Raw genomic sequence first — 19,887 nt, forward strand, 5'->3', positions numbered from 1 at the left:
TCAATATTCTCTCTTCATTAAATAGAAGATAGCGGATAATAGAATAATGGAGGGAATCCAAAAGTAGATGCCACCAAGGGTGTAGTAGAAAATTCCGCTTATTAAAAATCCTAACGTTGCCTTTGGAATAGTTATCAAACCACTTGTATAAGGTCGGTTTTTAAGATACGAGATGGCAAGAAAAAGAAGTACCAAGCTCGCAGGGATACTGGCATTGATGTCATCAGGTAAAAGGTTGGGAAACAGCCCAGCTATAATGCCGCCTGCTACCCCAAAGAGTATCCAGGACAAGAAAATAGTGAAGCGAATTATCAGCATGGCTCTTTGGTTATGTCCCTGCTCAATAGCGTACGCTTCGTCGCCGAGTGCATGGGACGAAAAAATCTTAAGCAGCTTGTTTTTTGGTAATTTTTTTGAGCATGAAAGCGAAATTGCAAAATATCGGCTATTGATCATAGTGGTAACGAAAGCAATAGTTAAAAGGTTGGCACCAGTCTCAGATAGAGGTAGAGCTGCAAACTGCCCGCTTCCAGAAAAGCCTAATAAACTTACGAGAAAAATTTCAACAATGCTCCAGTCTGCTTTGTAAGCAGTAAAGCCGAACAGCATGCTAACTGGTGCGATTGCCAAGATGCCCGTCAATAGCTGCGGTAGCAGCGCTTGATACTCCTCTGTATTTGAAGCAGAGAGCATTTTTTTGGTGTTTAAATACTTACTCATCATTGCCAATCGCCTTCTCGCCAGAGATTAATCTATTTTAGCTTTGACTAATAGACTTGCTGCAGAGCCTTGAGGCTAGCTGCTTTGATAAAAGCGTATGGGGAAATTTTATCGGCGTATTGTAAGTTCGTGCAGGTTTGTTGCGAGCAGAGTGGTTATCATTCCCCTAGGTTTAAATACTTGGTTTTAAGAAAATTATTGGCCGTTATGATTTTTCTCGCCCTCATTAAACAGCGAAAGCTGCTGCTGATCAGCGGCTTTCGCTTTTTTACCACGCCGAGCAGTCGGTCGGCGCTGGCTGGCGAGCTTCTCCACAATCGCTTGGCTGGCACCCCTTGCCTCCGGCGTACGGCGCAGTTCGTAGAGCAGTTTCTTCCAGTGGCGCGCTTCGGCTTCAAAATCATTGGGAGTGGGATAGTCGATGCCGGGCTGAAAGCCGAAGCGTTTTTGCAGGCTTTCCGGTAGCGCCCAGGGTTTGGCGCGCCATTCCATGGGCAGGGGCGCAAGCTCTGGCACCCAGCGGGCGATGAACTCGCCGGTGGGGTCGTTATCTTCTGCTTGCTTGATGGGGTTGTAGACCCGCATGGCGTTGGTGCCGGTAGCGCCTGCTTGCATCTGTACTTGGGGGTAGTGAATGCCGGGCTCGAAGTCGGTAAATAGCCGCGCCAAGTGCAATGCTGGCTCGTACCAGTGCAGCCCCAGGCCAAAGGTGGCGTGGGAGAGCAGCATGGCGCGCATGCGAAAGTTGATCCAGCCGGTGGCAGTCAGGCTGCGCATGCAGGCATCCACCAGCGGCACGCCGGTTTGGCCGCGCTTCCAGGCGATCAAATGCGGGTGTTCCGGGTCGCGCTCCCGCAGGCCGCGCAGCGCCGGGTGCAGCGTTTGATGCTCGATGCTGGGTTCGCTCTCCAGCTTCTGAATAAAGTGGCAGTGCCAGTAGAGCCGCGAGGTAAAGGCGCGCAGCGAGCGAGCCCAGGCGGTGTCGTCGGCGTGCTTTTGCCGCTGGCGGCGCAGGGATTGCACCACTTCCCGCATGGAGAGCGTGCCCCAGGCCAAGTGCGGGGAGAGCCGCGAACCAAACTCCCAGGCCAGTAACGGTTTGGAGAGCGAGCCGCGATAGCGCCGCCCGCGCTGGGTAATAAAGCTCAGCCACAGCGAGCGCCCTTCACTGCGCCCGCCGCGCTGACGTTGGGGGCAAGGCGTGGTATCGAATCCCAAGGTAAGCGAGGGCAGTTGCGCTACGTCTACATGATGAAACGCTTCCCAACCGGGGGCCGCCACCGCTGTTGGCGGGGCGGGGCAGGTGGGGGCGGCCATCAATGATTCCCAGTGGTTTTCCCAGCGGGATTGGTGCCCCGTGCAGCTACTCAGCCCGCGAATCACGCCCTGCTGGCGGGCCTCCTGCCAGGGCACCTGGTGGGCGTGGCACCACGCTTGAACACGCTGGTCGCGTTCAAAGCTCCAGGCATTGCCGGTCTCTTGGTGGGAGTGCAGCACCAGTTCGCCGTAGTGCGCTTTGAGCGCGGCCAAGCACTCCACGATATCGCCCTGCCACAGGCAGAGCGGCAAGCTCAGCGTGTTGAGCGCTTGGGCAAGATCAACCAGTGAATCGGCGGCAAACTGCCAGTGGCGCAGGGCGCTGTCGGGTGCTTGCCACTGCCCAGGCTCGATGGCAAATAGCGGCAGCACAGGGCCCGCCGCTGCGGCGTTGGCCAGCGGTGCGTGATCGTGAATGCGCAAATCGCGTTTGAACCAAACGACCTGAAGGGGTGCCTGAGCCATTAGCCGTAACGCCTGTTCGTCACTTATCTATTCGTGATGCAGTGATGACGTTACCATCAAGCGATTGTTTGCGTAACCAACTGAGTCACACCCGCTCACAGGAGAGCCACTATGTATATCGCCATGAACCGTTTTCGGATTGCCCCAGGCCGCGAAGAGGATTTTCTAGAGGTATGGCGCAACCGCGATTCCCACCTGGACGAAGTGCCGGGCTTCAAGCAGTTCCAAATGCTGCAGGGCGAAAGCCAGGAAGACCACACCGTGTTTATCTCCCACAGCGTATGGGAATCCGAAGAGGCCTTCCGCGCCTGGACGAAGTCAGACGCCTTCCGCAAGGCCCACGCCAATGCCAAAGCGCCAGAAGGCATCTACCTTGGCCCGCCTAAGTTTGAAGGGTTTGAGGTGGTGTTGTAAGGCAGGAAATGGCTACCGCACCTCGGTGCGGTAGCGTTACTTTCAGGCGGTGCCTGCTGCTTCTAACATGGCGTGCAGCAGCACGTTACACCCTGCATGAACATCGCTTGGCGTCGCGCTTTCCGCTTCGTTGTGGCTGATGCCGTCTTTACAGGGAATAAAGATCATCGCCGCTGGGGCCACTCGGCCAATGAAAATCGCATCGTGCCCCGCGCCGCTGATGATATCCATATGCGATAACTCCAGCTTTTCAGCCCCTTGGCGCACGGCCTCGACACACGCTTTATCGAAATACTCGGGGGCAAAATCCGCCGTGGGCGTTAGTTCATAGGTTAACCCGTGGCGCTGGCAAATCTCCTCAATCGCTGCGGCCACCGCGTCGCCCATAGCCGTTAATGCATCTGGCTCCCAGTGGCGCATATCCAGCGTCATCTTTACCTGCCCAGGAATCACGTTGCGCGAGCCTGGGTGCAGCGCCATGTATCCGACGGTGCCGCGCCCGTGTGGCTGGTGTTCGTTGGCAATCCGGTTGAGCGCTTGGGTCACTTCCGCTGCGCCCATCATGGCGTCTCGGCGCAGGTGCATGGGCGTGGGGCCTGCATGTGCCTCTAGGCCAGTAAGAGTGAGATCAAACCATTTCTGGCCCAGCGCGCCAATCACCACACCAATGGTGGTGTCGGTGTCTTCTAGGATAGGGCCCTGCTCGATATGCGGCTCAAAGTAGGCCTTAATCTCGCTGGGCGATACCTCGTCGCTGCCTCGGTAGTGAATGGCGTCTAGGGCATCGCTGACCGACACGCCATCGGCGTCTTTACGTGCCATCATGGCATCGAATTCCAGCTCGCCGGTAAACACGCCGGAGCCCATCATGCAGGGCGGGAATCGGCAGCCCTCTTCGTTGGTCCACGCGACCACTTCAATGGGCGCTTTAGTGGTAATGCGGTGTTCGTTTAATGTGCGGATGACTTCCAGCCCTGCCAGCACGCCAAAGCAGCCGTCGTACTTACCGCCCGTGGGCTGGCTATCCAAATGGCTGCCTGCCATCACCGTTTTGGCGTTGGTGTCGCTGCCTTCTCGGCGGGCAAAAATATTGCCGATATTATCGATGCGAATGGTGCAGCCTTCGGCGCGGCACCACTGAATAAACAGGTCGCGGCCTTGGCGGTCTAGCTCGGTCAATGCTTGGCGATTGACACCGCCTTTCGCGGTAGCGCCCAGCGTGGCCATCTCCATCAGTGCCGCCCACAGGCGGTCGCTGTCGGTGCGTAAATGATCGAGTGTTGTGGTGGGGTCAACAAGCGAGTTCATACGTTATGTCGTCCTTTTCAAAGTGGAACAGGCAATGCTGGCGGCGTCCTGTTAGTTGTTATTGGCTACTAGCCAGCGTAGAGATAAATGCCGCCCAATTACGTCTAAATTCTCTAACGTGAACAAAAGAAAAGGTTAATTTTATAAACGTGGTGGGTGGCGCATGCTGTGGCTATGCCTGTTAGCGATGGAGCTTGGCCACTATGTTTGGATTAAAAAGCGGACTAAAAAGCGGATTAAAAGACCGCACGACTTCCCACACGCACCCAGCCGATGAGCAGGGCACCGCCCTCAACCAGCACTTCTGGATGCCGTTTAGCGCGAACCGCGATTTCCGCGCCAACCCGCGCATGATTGCGGGGGCGGAAGGGCGTTATTACATTGATGACCAGGGGCGCAAGCTGTTCGATTCGCTCTCTGGCCTATGGACCTGCGGGGCGGGCCATAACCGTGAAGAGATCCAAAAAGCCGTGGCGGCGCAGCTAGGTACGCTGGATTTTGCCCCTGGCTTTCAGATTGCCCACCCGTTGGCATTCAAACTAGCGGAAAAGGTCGCGAGCTTAACGCCTGCCGGGCTGGATCACGTGTTTTTCACCAACTCCGGTTCAGAAGCTGCCGATACCTCGGTCAAGATGGCCAAGGCGTATTGGCGGTTAAAAGGTAAGCCGGAAAAAACCCGCATGATCGGTCGTGCCAAGGGCTACCACGGGGTGAATATTGGTGGCACCAGCCTGGGCGGCATTGGCGGCAACCGTAAGCACTACGGCCAGTTGATGGACGTGACGCACCTGCCCCACACGCTGCAGGCGGGCCATGCGTACACCCGTGGCCAAGCGGAAACTGGCGCTGAGCTGGCCGATGCGCTGCTGGATCAAATCGCCCTGCACGATGCCTCTACCATTGCAGCGGTGATTGTGGAGCCGATGTCGGGCTCGGCGGGTGTGATTGTGCCCCCAAAAGGCTACCTGGATCGGCTGCGGGAGATCTGCACCGCCCACGATATTCTGCTGATTTTTGATGAGGTCATTACCGCCTTTGGCCGCAGTGGGGCCACCACCGGGGCCGAAGCGTTTGGCGTCACGCCGGATATCATGAACGTGGCCAAACAGATCACCAACGGCGCGATCCCCATGGGGGCAGTGATCGCCTCTGGCGAGATTTTCGACACCTTTATGCACGCAGGCGGTGCCCAGCACGCCATTGAATTCCCCCACGGCTACACCTACAGCGCCCACCCCGTGGCCTGCGCGGCGGGGCTGGCGGCGCTGGAGATGATGGAGCGTGAAAACTTCCCCGCTCAGGTGAACGCCATCGCCCCCATATTCGAGCAGAAGCTGCACGCCCTAAAAGGCCACAACCACATTGTCGATATTCGCAACTACGGTTTGGCCGGTGCCCTTCAGCTAGCGCCGCGCAACGGCGACCCCACCATTCGCCCCCGCGATGCCCATATGGCGCTTTGGGAAGCTGGCTTCTACGTGCGCTACGGCGGCGACACCCTGCAGTTCGGCCCTCCCTTTGGCACCACGGAAGCCGAGCTTGAGCGTTTGTTTGATGCCGTTGCAACTACCCTAGATTCACTGGCGTAACCCTGGCCAACCCTGTTTTGGAGTTTCATGATGAGTGTTGTTTCCCACCTGATTAACGGTGAGCTAGTGGAAAGCCAGCGTACGCTGGATGTCACCAATCCTTCTATAGGAAAAGTGATTCGCCACGTGGCGGATGCCAGCGCGGCGGATGTGGAGCGTGCCATTGCCGCAGCTCAAGCCGCTTTTCCTGCCTGGCGCGATACGCCGCCCGCCAAGCGTGCCCAGGTGATGTACCGCTTTAAGCAGCTGCTGGAAGAGCACGCGGAACGCCTCGTGCAACTGGTCAGCGAAGAGCATGGCAAAACGGTGGAAGACGCCATGGGCGAGCTGAAGCGCGGCATTGAGAACGTCGAATACGCCTGCGGCGTGCCGGAGCTGTTAAAAGGCGAGTACTCCCACAACGTGGGGCCGGGCATTGATGCGTGGTCTAACTTCCAGCCGCTGGGCGTGGTCGCGGGCATTACCCCGTTTAACTTCCCCGCTATGGTGCCGCTGTGGATGTACCCGATGGCGATTGCCTGCGGTAACACCTTTATTCTCAAGCCTTCCGAAAAAGACCCATCAGCGGCCATGGCCGTGGCCGAACTGCTGCAAGAGGCGGGGCTGCCTAAAGGCGTGATGAACGTCATTCACGGCGGTCGCGAAGCGGTGGAAACACTCTTAGATGCCAAAGCCGTGAAAGCCATTTCGTTTGTGGGTTCCACGCCCGTGGCGGAAGCGATCTATTCCCGCGGCTCGGCGGCGGGCAAGCGCGTTCAGGCCCTGGGCGGGGCGAAGAATCACGCGGTGATTCTGCCGGATGCCGACCTGGAAAACGCCGCCAACACGCTGATGGGCGCCGCCTACGGCAGCTGCGGCGAGCGCTGCATGGCGATCTCGGTAGCGGTGTGTGTGGGGGACGAAACCGCCGACCGGTTAGTGGAAACCATGCTGCCCAAAATCGCTCAGTTGAAGGTGGGGCCGGGTACCGATAAAGGCTTGGACATGGGCCCGCTGGTCACCGCCGAACACCGCGATAAAGTGCTTGGGTTTATTGAAGATGGCGTGAACGCAGGCGCTTCGCTGGTAGCGGATGGCCGTGGCCTGACCGTGGCTGGCCATGAAGAGGGCTACTTTGTGGGTGGCTGCCTGTTCGATAACGTCACCGCTGAGATGCGTATTTACCAGGAAGAGATCTTTGGGCCGGTACTCTGCGTGGTACGGGTCGGCAGCCTGGACGATGCCATGCAACTGATCAACGACCATGAATACGGCAACGGTACCTGCCTGTTTACCCGCGATGGCGAAGCCGCCCGCCGCTTCACCGACGGTATCGAAGTGGGCATGGTGGGGGTGAACGTACCGCTGCCCGTACCGGTGGCCTACCACAGCTTTGGCGGATGGAAGCGCTCGCTGTTTGGCGACCTTCACGCCTACGGCCCAGACTCGGTGCGCTTCTACACGCGCCGCAAAGCGGTCTCCCAGCGCTGGCCTTCCGTCAGCGAAGCCACTCGGGCGGAGTTCTCGTTTCCTACTAACCAGCGTTGACGCGATGCGCTAACTGCGCCATCTTCACTGCACCACCGCCTGCATCATTGTTGGGCGGTGGTGTATTTTTTGGTGCGTATTATTAGCGGTCAGGGTTGCAAAGGGATACCAGCGTGGCGAGAACACAGGACGAAATTCGGCAAACGAACGTCAAAAAGATCCTTCAAGCGGCGGAGCAGCTGTTTGCCGAAAAAGGCTACGCCGGTGCCTCTATGGGTGACATTGCCCAGTTAGCCGACCTGCCAAAGTCCAATGTGCACTACTATTTCGCGACCAAGAAAGCACTCTATCAAGAGGTGCTGCTGGCGCTGTTAGAGCTATGGAAGCAGGACGCGCTCTGCTTCGAACTGTACGACGACCCCCGGGTGGTGCTCTCCACCTACATTCGCGCCAAGATGAACCACTCCCGCTACCGCGCCCACGGTTCCAAAATCTGGGCGGCCGAAGTGATGCAGGGTGCGCCGATTCTCAAGGAGCGGCTGCGCGATAACCTCTATGAATGGGCTAAGCTGAAAGAGTCGAAAATCCGCGAGTGGATCGATTCCGGGCAAATCAACCCCGTCGAACCTTCCTACCTGCTCTATATGATCTGGGCCTCTACCCAGCACTACGCCGACTTCGACTACCAAATTTCACTGCTGAACGACGACAAACCGCTGGACGACCTACAGTTTGAAAAAGCCGTGCAGTCGGTGACCTCGGTGATTTTGCGGGGGATTGGGCTCACGGCTTAAGGTTTTGGTTAACTATCGAAGCAGGCTGTTAGGAAATCAATAAATGCGCGTAGCTGGCTAGTGATATATTTAGACTGCGCATATTGTGCAATTATATCCCCCTGATATTTTCCTGTTACCTGCCAGTTTTGCAGAAGCTCTACAACTTCGTTTGATTCTAAATGAGAGGATATAGCGAAGTCTGGGAATATGGAAATTCCTTGCCCCTGAGTGACCGCCTCTCTTCTTATTTCACTATGATTAACGGTCAATGAACCTTTTACATTGACCGGGACTGATTGGTTGCCTTGTCTAAAGCTCCACACTCTGTCACGGGGGCTCTCTCCAAGACATAAACAATTATGGTCTACAAGATCTTCAGGATGACTGGGCTGGCCAAATGATTCTAGGTAACTTGGGCTGGCGCATAATATGAGCCGGCAATGGCCTAAATGCTTGGAAATAAGGCCTTCAATTGGCTTTTCAGTGATATGTATAAATATGTCTACCTCATCACCTATAGGGTCTATTAGATGATCAGTAACTTTTAGCTGCAATGATACTTTGGGGTTTTGCTCCGTGAACTCTAAAATCATTGGCATCAAGACTTGTTTGGATAGTGCCTTGGGTGCGGCAACTCTCAAAGATCCAGATATGTCGACTTTATCAGATTGAGCAGCAGAAACAGCCATTTGTGCTGACTCCAACATGCTTCTACATAGCAAGAATACCTCTTGGCCTATAGGCGTTAAGCGCATTTGCCTAGTAGTTCTCTCTAATAGCTTTTCTTCTAAGGAGTGTTCAAGTCGTGTGATAGAGCGGCTGATAGAGGATGGAGCAACTCCAAGTGTTTTGGCAGTTTTTGAAAAACTGCCGGATTCGACTGCTTTTACGAACACTGCCATCTCGGCGAGCAGTGAGAGTAGTTTATTCGTGTCCACAGCGCAATTGTCCTTTGCATTTCAACTGTATTGTTGTTGAGAACCTACTTATAGATAATTATTTTGTCAATAGATATGTTTGAAGGGGTGAGAGTTACGGGATGAATAGGCTTAGTGGTGATGTTGAGCTTAGTTATGAGTTGCTGAGTAGTGGTTTTATAGAGTTTCGTTATTTCGAATCTGAAATAGACGCTTATCTTCTTATTGCTGTGTCGTTAAAAATGAGCTGTAAGAAGAGGAGGTGAATTGTTGAAGTTTTATGAGACATTTAATGTCGATACGTTCTTGTGATCGCGTTCACGCGTGAGGAGTGATGAGATGGCTACGTTTGCAAGTGTAACAAATAAAAAATTAGCTAAAATTCCTGTGACGGAGTTGATGTTGTTAATGGTGGCGATTTTTTGGGGAACAAGTTATGGGTTGACAAAAGAGGCTTTGATTTTCACAAGTGTTTTTGTTTTTATAGCGATTCGTTTTTCGATTACATTTTTATGTATGTTGCCGGTTGTTATTAGAGATTTTCGTTGTGGGTTAAACGGTGATTGGATGGTTGCGATTCCAACAGGAGCGGTGTTGTCGGCTATTTTTTTCTGTGAAGTTTATGGTGTCTTTCACACTTCAGCGTCTAATGCTGCTTTTCTTATCAGTTTGTCAGTTGTTTTTACTGCTTTTGCTGAGCTAGTTGTAAATAAGAGGAGGGTTACAAATGTATTGCTAGTGATGACAATGACAAGTGTTCTCGGAGTTCTTCTGCTAACTAGCTCAAAGGAAGGCGCTCTAGTATTGAATAAAGGTGATTGTTTTATTTTGTTGGCAGCGGTGTTGCGAGCATTAATGGTGACGTTGACTAAGCGTGTTGTGGAAGGCAAGGCGATAACAACATCAACACTAACTGCAGTGCAGTCGTTGGTAGTTGCCTCTATCGCAATTATACTGGCATTTATTTTCCAGTCTTCATCAGAGATTTCAATGCCAAATTCGCTAACATTTTGGCTAGTGATGGCATATTTGGTGATTTTTTGTACTCTTTTTGCATTTTATGTTCAAAATTATGCAGTGCGTAAGACTTCTCCCACAAGAGTATCTTTATTAATGGGGAGTGAGCCTTTGTTTGGCGCTTTGTTTGCGGTCATGTGGTTGAATGAAACTTTATCACTTGTACAGATGATCGGTGGAGGGCTAATTTTTTTCAGTGTGATTATTACATCTTTATGGAAGGAGGATGTGGTTGTGTAGCAACTTTTGAACAGCACTTGAACCACTTTTATCTTGTTGCTCTAGTATGGCCTTATGTTCTTTTAAGTCTAATCATCAGAGGCCTTCGTAAGGTCATAGATTGATGAAACGCATACATCGTCAATGCCGGTCATGCGTGCTAAGCAATCGCTCAAGCCGCCATTGACGATAATTAACGCGGCGTTAAGAAGAGCTCTCCCTTACCCACCAAAACCGCCTGGCCCCCCACCGTCACAAACCCCGGCGTTATATCACCATTGGCGGCTGTGTAAATAACGCTGGGCCGCCCCATTTCAACGCCTTGGTGTATCTTGCAGTGCAGCGCTTCGGGCTGGAGTGAGGCTAAGTAGCCGGTTAACGCTGCTGCGGCGCTGCCGGTGGCTGGGTCTTCGCAGAGACTGTCGTGCATACAGAACATGCGGCTGCGAATCACGGTCTCTTGTCCCGCTGATTGCTCTCTCACGAACAGGTAGATTTGAACTGCACTGCTTGGCATCACGGCATTTGCCCAGAGGGCGGAGGAAATACTGACGCTCTCTAATGCCGCGATATCCGATAGCTCAATCAGGTGAAAGGGCAGCCCGAAGGAGGCGATGACCGGATCGCCCACTACCTGATGGATATCTAACCCCAACAGCTCAACGGTGGTGGGGCGATCGAGGGTGCTGTCTGCCAGCATTACGGCTTGGGACGTTTTGAACGTTGCCCTGCCGTTGGCCCATGTGATCGCGAGTTTCCCGATGGGTGGGTGAAGCACCAAGGGTTGCTCTGGGTGAGCGAGTTTTAACGCCGCCAATAGGTGGGCAGTGCCTACCGTAGGGTGGCCTGCAAACGGCAGCTCCCTGGTCGGAGTGAAAATCCGCATGGGGTAGTGTTGTGGCGCTGCCTCGGCGCTCAAGAACACCGTTTCCGCCAGATTTAACTCATTGGCCAGCGCTTGCATGGTGCAGGTGTCCAGCCCATCCGCGTTGAGAAACACGGCGAGTGGGTTGCCCGTAAAGGGCTGGTCGGTAAATACATCCAGCAAGTAATACTCGGCGGTGGTCATACATCCCCCTTATCGGAGAGCGTCTTCCAAAAGGTTTGTTTGCCTTCTTGGCAGGCCTGTTCACGGGTGAGGCCAATGTCTTTCAGCAAGTGGTCATCTAGCGTGAGCAACTGCCTACGGCTGCGGCGGCGCTGCTGGTAGTGGCTTAACTGGTAACGTAGTTGTGATACCAGCTGTGAACGTAGCTGAGTGAGACTGAAGCGTGGCATGGCGGCTCTCCGGGTGGTGGGGTGCCTGTTTAGGTTACGCAGCCTGCTGGTGGCAATACAGATATAGGTTTTTTTATTTTTATGATACAGATAGGGCGTGTTATACCTCTGTATGGCGAAGCAGTAGGCCTTCTGTATGGCGGATGAACCGAGCGGGGTGGGTGTGATGACGCGTTATGAAGAGGTGGCGGCAACGTTGCGGGAGCGGATCGAGCACGGGATTTATCGCGTGGGCGACCGGCTACCTTCCATTCGCGCGGTCTGCCAAGAGCTGAACGTCAGTATCTCAACGGCGCAAGAAGCGTACCGCCAACTCATGGACGCCGCGCTGATTGAGTCGCGGCCAAAGTCGGGCTACTTCGTGCTGCCTTGCCGTATACCCTCCGTTTTGCCTTCTGTATCCCGACCAGCCCAGTGCCCGCTGGATGTCTCCCAGTGGGACCAAGTGTTAGAACTGGTGGCAACCCAACGGGACGATAAACGGCTGCTGCTTGGGCGCGGTGTGCCCAATCTTGAGGTGGCGTCGCTAAAGCCGCTGTCGAAAATCCTCGCCGGGCTGCACCGTAGTAACGATCTGCACGGCTTTAATTACGACAAACTCAGCGGTAGCCCTGAACTGCGCCAACAGGTGGCGCGCTTGGCGGTGGCGTCTGGCTGCCTGCTGCATCCGGATGATGTGCTGATTACCACCGGCTGCCAGGAAGCGCTCTCCATTGCGCTGCGTACGCTTACCCAGCCTGACGATGTGGTAGCGGTAGATTCGCCCAGTTTCTACGGCACCATGCAGATTCTGAAAGCCAACGGTTTAAAGGCACTGGAGATCCCCACTGACCCGCAAACCGGCATCAGCCTGGAAGCGTTAGAGCTGGCGTTAGAGCAGTGGCCTATTCGCGCTATTCAGGTCACGCCCACCTATAACAACCCGTTGGGCTATACCATGCCGGAAGTGCGTAAGCGGGCGCTCTATCAGCTTGCCCAACGGTTTGATGTAGCCATTATTGAAGATGATATCTATGGGGATTTGGCCTACACCCAACCCAGGCCGCTCACGATTAAATCCTTTGATACCGATGGGCGCGTGCTGCTGTGTAGCGGTTTCTCGAAAACCTTAGGGCCGGGCCTGCGCGTGGGCTGGCTGGCCCCTGGCTGCTACCGGGAAAAGGCGCTGCATATGAAGTATGTCTCCACCGGTGCCTCTGCCACGCTGCCGCAATTGGCCGTGGCGGAGTTTGTGGCCAAGGGCCATTTTGAGCGTCATCTACGCGCTGTTTCGCGCCAGTATCAACGCCAGCGGGATGTGATGATTAGTTGGGTGCAGCGCTATTTTCCCAAAGGGTCGGGCATTAGCTATCCGCAAGGGGGCTTTTTACTCTGGGTAGAGCTGCCTGCGGATGTCGACTGCGTGCGCCTTAACGAGCGTTTAGCGCAGCACGCCATCCATGTGGCACCGGGGTCGCTGTTCTCGGCCTCTGGTAAGTTTCGCCAGTGCTTGCGGTTGAACTACGCGTTTACTCTGACACCTGCCATCGAAGCGGCCGTGCGAACCGTAGGTGAGTTTGCCACCGAGATGGTGGAGGAGAAGCAGCAATATGCTGTCAGTGTTGACTGATCATGAGCTATCACGTCAAATCCATAAACGGATTGTAGGCGACTTCCCAGTAGTGGCCTTCTGGGTCGCGGAAATAGCCGGAATAACCACCCCAGAACACTTCTTGCCCAGGTTTGATGAGCTCGGCACCGGCGGCAACTGCTTGTTTAAGCACTTGGTCAACGGCATCTTGGCTGCCAACATTGTGAGCAAGGGTGATACCGCTAAAGCCGCTGGGAGAGTCATCTTGAATGCCAATATCTTTCGCTAGCGCTTCACGCGGAAAAAGCGATAACCAAGCACCTTCGAGCTTGAAAAAGGCGACCTCATTGCTGTCTGTTTCGTGCTCCGGCAATCCCAACCCTTCACGATAGAAGTGAATCGCACGAGTCAGGTCGTAGACCCCAAGAGTGATTAAGCTAATTTTAGGTTTCATAGGAAGCGCTCCTATAGATAACGCTAGGTGGGTCGCTGGAACTGTTGCCGTGCCTGCTCCACCCGTTCACGCGTGACGCAATTCAACGAGTGATCATTAATCAGCCCCATGGCCTGCATAAATGCAAACGCGGTGGTGGGGCCAAAAAACTTCCAGCCGCGCTTTTTAAGGTCTTTTGCTAGCGCGATAGATTCCGGCGATGTGGTTTGCGTTTGTGGGGCAGGCAGTGATGCGCTATCCGGTTCATAGCGCCAGAAAAACGCCGCTAGCGAGCCTTCCTGAACCACCATTTCCTGCGCACAGCGCGCGTTATTGATGGTGGCTTCGATCTTACCGCGGTGACGAATAATGCCCGCATCTTGCAGTAAGCGCTGCACATCCTCTTCGTCAAAACCGGAGACTTGATTGAAGTCGAAGTGGTGGAAAGCCGCGCGGAAATTCTCACGCTTGTTCAAAATCGTTCGCCAGCTTAAGCCTGACTGAAAGCTCTCCAGGCAGATTTTCTCAAATAGCCGCTGGTCATCGGCAACGGGAAAACCCCACTCCTGATCGTGGTAGGGCAGAAACTCTGCCGCCCCGCCACACCACAGGCAGCGGGGGTGGCCGTCGGGGGCGATAAAGTCAGAGGCCATTTAACGTGCCATCTGCTCGCCGAACCACTCTTGAGCCGTGCGCCAAAGGCACATGCCCGCGAAGTAAAGTGAGGTCACGCCTAAGCCCCACAGTGCCCAGGCGGCGTGATTAGGGTTTGAGAGGATTAACGAGGTTGCGCACACGCACCAAAGCAGCGTCACCGCGATATTGAGCGGCATAAATAGGCGCACTCGAAACGGGTGCAAAAACTTCATTTTCGTCACGGTCAGCATCGCCAAGACGAGTATTGCGCCAAACGTCAGCAGTGGCGGTAAATCAAGAATGTAAAAATAGGCGGCGGCAATGTTCCAGGCGGCGGGAAAGCCCACGAAGTAATTATCCTGGCTTTTCATATCGACGTTGCAGAAGCAGAACATCGACGACAACAAAATGATAAAGACCGAGATCAGCCCTAAGTAGGGCGGTAATTCAATGAAGTAGTAAATGAAGAGGGCGGGGATAAAGGCCCAGGTGAGGTAATCGATCACCATGTCCAGCGTCGATCCATCGAAATGGGGCAGGATGGTCTTCACTTCATATTTGCGTGCCAGGGTGCCATCGATGCCGTCAATCATCATCGCCGCCCCCAGCCAGAGCAGGCAGGCCACCGGGTTGTTGTCGACCAGCGCCAGCAGTGCCATCGTGCCAAGCAGCACGCCGCTGGCGGTAAACACATGCACGCTCCAAGCTTTATAAACCGACGCTCGGGATTCTGTTTGAGTAGAGAGTGATTGGACCACGTTAACCCCAGTGGGAACGTGTCGTCCCCTTGCTGTTAGATTGATTAATAAACGTTCAAAAGACGATACACTACTATAAGAAAGCCGTCAGGAAATACACGGCGTATCCTCTGAACTCAGCCTTGTTGGATGACCGCAGCAAGGTGGCTTATCCACTAGGGAGATAGCGCATGACGCACGTCCGCTCTGCCACGATTCATGATCTCGACGCTTTAACCGAGCTACTTGACGGTTATCGGCAGTTTTATCAGCAGCCAAGTGATATTCAAGCAGCGCGTGACTTTTTGCGCCAGCGCTTTGGGCAAGCAGATTCCCGCATTTTGGTAAGTGAAAACAGTGATGGCGCACTCACAGGGTTTGTTCAGCTTTACCCCGGTGTTTCCACCGTCGGCTTGAATGCGCGCTGGACGTTGAACGACCTCTTTGTGCTGCCAGAGTGTCGTGCGAAAGGAACGGGCCGAGCGCTCATGGAAGCCGCCACCCAACTTGCCCGTGAACAGGGCGTCGCGCGTTTGATATTAATGACGCAGGTCGAAAATGAGCGCGCCCAGCGCTTGTACGAATCGCTGGGCTGGCAGCGAAATACGGCGTTTTATGGCTATTTACTCGATGTTAAGTAACGTGTTCTTAACCGCTGCTTAGCTAATGCTCTCTGGCAACTTGCACACATCTACCCACTGAGCACCAACTAAGTCGGCCAATCGTTGTGGGCTCAAGCGCACCGCGCTGTTCGATGAGCCCGCAGCGGGCAGCACTTCATCGAACGCGTGGAGGGATTCGTCGCAATAGACGGGAAGATCCGTCGCCAATCCAAACGGGCATACCCCGCCCACCGGATGGCTGGTCAGTTCCATCACTGTATCAGCATCGAGCATTTTGGCTTTGCCACCGAAGGTATCGCGGATTTTGCGGTTATCAATTCGCGCATCGCCGCTGGCCACAATTAGCAGCGGCGTCTCACCCACTTTAAACGCCAATGTTTTAGCAATTTGCCCAGGGGCAACACCGTGTGCTTCGGCGGCGAGCTGAACGGTAGCGGTGCTGGTTTCCAGCTCTTCAATGGCCACCTCTGGCGCGTGCTCGGCAAAAAACTGGCGAACGGTCTCAATGCTCATGACGGGCTCCTTGGACAAGTGGAATCACTAATCTAACTTGCCAGCGTGGGGTTAGCCAATCCATGGTGGCGTCACGATACGTGATGGCTCCCGCTGCATGATGATCTCACCGTGTCGCACGGAAAGTAGGACATCACCCTGGTTACGCAGCACGCTGTAGTCATCTTCGCCCTCTAGTAGATTGAAGCTGGCCGGTTTGCCCACTTCTATGCCGTAACGCGACTCGATATTCATAGTGCGGGCGCTGTTATCGGTAATCAGGGAAAGCGCGCTGCTAAAATCCTGGTAACCCATCATCTGGCAAATATGCAGGCCAAAATCGAGCGTGCGTAGCAGCTTGCCGTTACCTAACGAGTACCAGGGGTCGAAGATAGAATCTTCTGCAAAGCAGACGTTGATTCCTGCTGCGTTAAGCTCTTTCACGCGGGTGACACCTCGCCGTTTTGGGTAGGTATCAAAGCGCCCTTGGAGATGAATGCTCTCCGTTGGGCAGGAAATAAAGTTAATGCCCGAGCGCTTGAGCAACAGAAAGAGTTTAGAGCAGTAGGCGTTGTCGTAAGAGTGCATCGCGGTAGTGTGGCTGGCGGTCACGCGGCTGCCTAAATCATTGAACAGGGCTTCGCAGGCCAGCACTTCCAGAAAGCGCGAGTTGGGGTCGTCTATCTCATCGCAGTGCACATCCACTAAGCGGTCATATTTCATCGCCAGCTCAATCACCCGCTTCATGGAGGCCACGCCTAGCTCGCGGGTGTACTCAAAGTGAGGAATACCCCCCACCACATCAGCGCCGATCTCCAGCGCCTCCTCCATTAGCTTGTCGCCGCCAGGGTAAGAGAGCAGGCCATCCTGAGGGAAGGCCACCACTTGGATGTCGATCTTATCCTTCAACTCATCACGTAAGGTGCAGAGTGTTTTTAGCCCCACCAAGCTTGGGTCGCTGGTATCGGCGTGGGTGCGCACAAACTGAACGCCGTTACCGATCAATAGGTTTAACGTTTTTAACACGCGTTCGCGAATGTCGGCCTCATTAAGCAGCGGTTTGCGCTCGCCCCAGCGCTCAATCCCTTCAAACAGTGTGCCGCTTTGGTTCCAGCTTGGCTCGCCCGCCGTGAGGGCGGCATCCAGGTGGATGTGAGGCTCGATAAACGGCGCGCAGAGAAGCTTGCCGCCGGCATCCAGTTGTTCAGCGGTTGCCGTCTGCGGTGCATCTTGTGCTGTGATACCTGTGAATAGACCGTTGCTTATTTCGATCCGGTAAAGCTGCGGGCGTTGGCGCAGGCGTGCGTTAATCATTTGCATAGGAGTACTCCTTTTCGCACTGAAGATTAAAACCATTAAGTTTCAGCAAAAGACATGCCAGATAAGCGGCGTAATTCAGAGGTAGAACGTTTAAATAGTGTGCTTATAAATAGTTCATTTAGTGATAGTTTGTTAATAAACCATGAGCCTGCAGCCGTTGCTGAGAGGTTGATAACGTTATTTTGAGATTTTGGTCGCTTATAGCCTCTGTGCGGATGGCCATCATGCCAATTAAAGGACACGTGCTGCATGCAAGAGGTCAGTGCTGACAACGCGCCTGTATCAAAGGTTAAGCTTCCGTGGCATCGCACGGTGGTGGGCAAAGTCGCCATCTTTATGCTGCTGGGCGTTGTTTTTGCCTACCTGATGGGCGCGATGTTGGGCTTTACGATGGTTGAGCGTAGTGCTCGCGACCAGTGGGGGCGCGAAGCTCAGGTCAACGCGCAGATTGTCAGTGCCACCATTCGCCGCATTTATACCGCTGTCGCTGTGCGTACCGATTCCACGGGTCAAGTGAATCAGTTGGTCTCTGCACGGCCCATTGGCGATGAAGACTCCGTGCTAAGCACTGGTTTCAGCCCTATCGATGTGCTGGCGCTGGCAAGCGCCCAGACACGGCGTAATGTGTGGCTCTTTGCACGCGAGGCGAACGGCTCTATCACACCAGTGGCGGATGCCTTTAACAGTGCCGTTGGCGAGATCGTTTTTCCAGACACGTCTGAATTACCCAATAGCCTCTCGGCTAACGAGTTTTATGTGGGTTTTGCGCGTATCGGGGACGAGGATCACTTCATTAGTTCTTTACCCATCATCACGCCCCAGGGCGATCTGCACGGCCTGGTTGTGTCTAGTATTGGGCTGAAAAGTGAGCTTTATCAGGTGCACCGTGACCTGATACTGAAAGTCGTGGCGTCATTGGGCGTGGTGCTATTAGCCACCGCGCTGCTGGTGAGTATGCTGATGAAGCAGCTGTTTAAGCCGGTTCCACGCTTAATACGTGCCCTGACACATATTGCCCATAATCAGACTGAGCACAGAACGCCCTACACCCAGCGCAGCGATGAGATTGGCTGCATGGCGCAGGCCATTGAAGAGCTGCGCAAAAAGGTAGAAGAGCGTGAGCATCTGTTGGAGGTAAAAGAGCAGGCGCTGCGCTATCAACATCTCGCGCACCATGATGCCTTAACTAAGTTGCCGAACCGGGTGCAGTTTAACGACGCGCTGCAGGAAGCGGTCACGCAAGTACCTCATGGCACCCCCTTTAACGTGATGATTTTCGATCTAGACCGCTTCAAAGCGGTAAATGATACCCTCGGCCATGCGGCGGGTGATGCGTTGCTGGTAGAAGCGAGCCAACGAGTCCAAGGGCTGTTGGAAGAGAACGACTTAGTGGCGCGTTTAGGCGGAGACGAATTCTCGATTATTCAACATGCCAACCGTGATGCCTTGGCAAAGGCCAACCGGCTGGCACATCAACTGGTGGAGGTACTTCAAGAACCCTTTGCCATTGATGGCCATGATGTTCGCATTGGTGTGAGCGTCGGCATTGCGTTGGCTCCTCGAGATGGCACCAGTAGTCATACGCTGTTACGTAGTGCTGATGTGGCGTTGTATACCGCCAAGGCGATGGGGCGTGGTCGCTACGCAGTATTTAGCCCTGGGATGACCATGGGAGCAGAACACCATGATCGCTAAGGCAATGCTCTGGCTGGCGGCTGCTTGGGTCAGCATGCACGCCAGCGCTTCCCCCCTTCCCGTGGATGCGTCTCCTACTCTGCAGCGGATTGCCCAACACCAGACCATTACGGTGGGCCATCGCGATAACGAAGTCCCTTTTTCTTACTTGGTAGACGGGCGGCCCGTGGGTTATGCCATTGATCTATGCATGGCCGTGGCGAAGCGCATTGGTGAGCGGCTAGGGGGCGCTCCTCTCGACGTTCACTTTGTGCCTGTGACACCGGTCAACCGCTTTATTCTGCTGCGCAAGGGGGAGATTGACCTTGAGTGTGGCGTCACTACCAGCACGCCTGAGCGGCGTCAGCAGGCCGCGTTTTCCTACCCTCATTTTCTAACCGCCACCCGCTATGTCGCACTGGCAGACAATGACATGCGCACCATAGCGGACTTGGCTGGGCGTAGCGTGGTGTCCACTACGGGCACGATTAACATCGAGCAGTTAAACGAACTCAACCGCACTCAGGGGCTGAATATCGCGGTGATGTTAAGCCGTAGCCATGACGAAGCGTTCGCCATGGTCGCTAACGGACAAGCCACGGCGTTTGTGATGGACGATATTTTGCTCGCGAGCCTTGTAACGGCGGCGGTCTCGCCCCAGCGTTTTCGCATCTCTGAAGAGGCGATTAGTGAGCCACAACCCTACGGCTTGATGATGCCGATAGAGGATGCGGTGTTTGCTGAGGTGGTGAATGAAGCGCTGTATGAGCATTTTCAAAGTGGCGCTATTCATACGCTGTATGATCAGTGGTTTTTGCAGCCCATACCGCCAGAGAACCGAGTGATTGGCTTGCCGATGAGCGCAGAGCTTGCTGCCATATTGGCGCGCCCAGACGCGTACGCCGACTAAAAGGG

The 19,887-nt window shown here is 54.4% G+C and carries 20 protein-coding genes; 9 read left to right on the plus strand and 11 right to left on the minus strand.

Annotated features, from left to right (window positions below; all coding sequences use genetic code 11):
• Complete coding sequence (locus tag IEW65_RS12685; RefSeq protein WP_188639832.1) at nt 1–723, minus strand: AzlC family ABC transporter permease; 723 nt, start codon at nt 721–723, stop codon at nt 1–3.
• A 192-nt stretch (nt 724–915) separates the two neighbouring features.
• Complete coding sequence (locus IEW65_RS12690) at nt 916–2,502, minus strand: cryptochrome/deoxyribodipyrimidine photo-lyase family protein (protein WP_188639833.1); 1,587 nt, start codon at nt 2,500–2,502, stop codon at nt 916–918.
• 111 nt (nt 2,503–2,613) lie between these two features.
• Here IEW65_RS12690 and hmuQ point away from each other — a divergent pair, with 111 nt between their 5' ends.
• Nucleotides 2,614–2,916: a heme-degrading protein HmuQ gene (hmuQ, locus tag IEW65_RS12695; protein WP_062363117.1), complete on the plus strand. Its 303-nt coding sequence runs from the start codon at nt 2,614–2,616 to the stop codon at nt 2,914–2,916.
• A gap of 42 nt (nt 2,917–2,958) precedes the next feature.
• Here hmuQ and IEW65_RS12700 read toward each other — a convergent pair whose 3' ends face one another.
• Entirely contained in the window at nt 2,959–4,224 is a 1,266-nt protein-coding gene (locus tag IEW65_RS12700) for a Zn-dependent hydrolase (protein ID WP_188639834.1), read from the minus strand.
• A 308-nt stretch (nt 4,225–4,532) separates the two neighbouring features.
• On the opposite strand from IEW65_RS12700, the gene aptA reads away from it, so the two are divergent.
• The 3 genes from aptA (at nt 4,533) to IEW65_RS12715 (ending at nt 8,074) form a co-directional block, all read left to right on the plus strand.
• Nucleotides 4,533–5,813 (plus strand): omega-aminotransferase AptA, encoded by a 1,281-nt coding sequence (gene aptA, locus IEW65_RS12705; RefSeq protein ID WP_422822616.1) that lies wholly within the window; start codon nt 4,533–4,535, stop codon nt 5,811–5,813.
• Nucleotides 5,814–5,843: 30 nt separating this feature from the next.
• Nucleotides 5,844–7,340 carry a CoA-acylating methylmalonate-semialdehyde dehydrogenase gene (locus tag IEW65_RS12710; RefSeq protein ID WP_188639925.1) on the plus strand — a complete coding sequence of 499 codons (1,497 nt, stop codon included), beginning with the start codon at nt 5,844–5,846 and terminating at the stop codon, nt 7,338–7,340.
• Between the two features lie 113 nt (nt 7,341–7,453).
• The gene (locus IEW65_RS12715; protein ID WP_188639836.1) at nt 7,454–8,074 is read left to right on the plus strand and encodes a TetR/AcrR family transcriptional regulator; all 621 of its coding nucleotides are present in this window, start codon (nt 7,454–7,456) and stop codon (nt 8,072–8,074) included.
• An 8-nt stretch (nt 8,075–8,082) separates the two neighbouring features.
• On the opposite strand, the gene IEW65_RS12720 is transcribed toward IEW65_RS12715, so the two are convergent.
• Nucleotides 8,083–8,994 carry a LysR family transcriptional regulator gene (locus tag IEW65_RS12720; protein WP_188639837.1) on the minus strand — a complete coding sequence of 304 codons (912 nt, stop codon included), beginning with the start codon at nt 8,992–8,994 and terminating at the stop codon, nt 8,083–8,085.
• Nucleotides 8,995–9,312: 318 nt separating this feature from the next.
• Here IEW65_RS12720 and IEW65_RS12725 point away from each other — a divergent pair, with 318 nt between their 5' ends.
• A complete protein-coding gene (locus IEW65_RS12725) occupies nt 9,313–10,230 on the plus strand; it encodes a DMT family transporter (RefSeq protein ID WP_188639838.1) in 918 nt (305 codons plus the stop codon).
• 172 nt (nt 10,231–10,402) lie between these two features.
• On the opposite strand, the gene IEW65_RS12730 is transcribed toward IEW65_RS12725, so the two are convergent.
• The gene (locus IEW65_RS12730; protein ID WP_188639839.1) at nt 10,403–11,278 is read right to left on the minus strand and encodes a PhzF family phenazine biosynthesis protein; all 876 of its coding nucleotides are present in this window, start codon (nt 11,276–11,278) and stop codon (nt 10,403–10,405) included.
• Nucleotides 11,275–11,487 (minus strand): DUF1127 domain-containing protein, encoded by a 213-nt coding sequence (locus IEW65_RS12735; RefSeq protein WP_188639840.1) that lies wholly within the window; start codon nt 11,485–11,487, stop codon nt 11,275–11,277. Before IEW65_RS12735 ends, IEW65_RS12730 begins: the two co-directional genes overlap by 4 nt.
• Nucleotides 11,488–11,653: 166 nt before the next feature.
• Between IEW65_RS12735 and IEW65_RS12740 the strand changes: the two genes are divergently transcribed.
• Nucleotides 11,654–13,096: an aminotransferase-like domain-containing protein gene (locus IEW65_RS12740; RefSeq protein WP_188639926.1), complete on the plus strand. Its 1,443-nt coding sequence runs from the start codon at nt 11,654–11,656 to the stop codon at nt 13,094–13,096.
• Nucleotides 13,097–13,106: 10 nt separating this feature from the next.
• Here IEW65_RS12740 and IEW65_RS12745 read toward each other — a convergent pair whose 3' ends face one another.
• From IEW65_RS12745 to pcsA, 3 genes are read right to left on the minus strand one after another with little or no spacing between them, the layout of a single operon-like run.
• Nucleotides 13,107–13,511 (minus strand): VOC family protein, encoded by a 405-nt coding sequence (locus IEW65_RS12745; protein WP_188639841.1) that lies wholly within the window; start codon nt 13,509–13,511, stop codon nt 13,107–13,109.
• 23 nt (nt 13,512–13,534) lie between these two features.
• On the minus strand, nt 13,535–14,143 hold the full coding sequence (locus IEW65_RS12750; protein ID WP_188639842.1) for a DNA-3-methyladenine glycosylase I: 609 nt from the start codon (nt 14,141–14,143) through the stop codon (nt 13,535–13,537).
• Complete coding sequence (gene pcsA, locus IEW65_RS12755; RefSeq protein ID WP_422822615.1) at nt 14,144–14,884, minus strand: phosphatidylcholine synthase; 741 nt, start codon at nt 14,882–14,884, stop codon at nt 14,144–14,146.
• A gap of 170 nt (nt 14,885–15,054) precedes the next feature.
• Between pcsA and IEW65_RS12760 the strand changes: the two genes are divergently transcribed.
• A complete protein-coding gene (locus tag IEW65_RS12760) occupies nt 15,055–15,504 on the plus strand; it encodes a GNAT family N-acetyltransferase (RefSeq protein ID WP_188639843.1) in 450 nt (149 codons plus the stop codon).
• An 18-nt stretch (nt 15,505–15,522) separates the two neighbouring features.
• On the opposite strand, the gene IEW65_RS12765 is transcribed toward IEW65_RS12760, so the two are convergent.
• Entirely contained in the window at nt 15,523–15,999 is a 477-nt protein-coding gene (locus IEW65_RS12765) for a YbaK/EbsC family protein (RefSeq protein ID WP_188639844.1), read from the minus strand.
• 51 nt (nt 16,000–16,050) lie between these two features.
• A complete protein-coding gene (gene codA / locus IEW65_RS12770) occupies nt 16,051–17,298 on the minus strand; it encodes a cytosine deaminase (protein ID WP_188639845.1) in 1,248 nt (415 codons plus the stop codon).
• Nucleotides 17,299–17,547: 249 nt separating this feature from the next.
• Between codA and IEW65_RS12775 the strand changes: the two genes are divergently transcribed.
• Both IEW65_RS12775 and IEW65_RS12780 read left to right on the plus strand, forming a co-directional pair.
• The gene (locus tag IEW65_RS12775) at nt 17,548–18,993 is read left to right on the plus strand and encodes a GGDEF domain-containing protein (RefSeq protein WP_188639846.1); all 1,446 of its coding nucleotides are present in this window, start codon (nt 17,548–17,550) and stop codon (nt 18,991–18,993) included.
• On the plus strand, nt 18,983–19,882 hold the full coding sequence (locus tag IEW65_RS12780; RefSeq protein ID WP_229755559.1) for an amino acid ABC transporter substrate-binding protein: 900 nt from the start codon (nt 18,983–18,985) through the stop codon (nt 19,880–19,882). Before IEW65_RS12775 ends, IEW65_RS12780 begins: the two co-directional genes overlap by 11 nt.
• Nucleotides 19,883–19,887 lie beyond the last annotated feature (5 nt).

The sequence above is a fragment of the Vreelandella lutescens genome (assembly GCF_014640815.1).
In the GTDB taxonomy this organism is placed as follows: Bacteria; Pseudomonadota; Gammaproteobacteria; order Pseudomonadales; family Halomonadaceae; genus Vreelandella; species Vreelandella lutescens.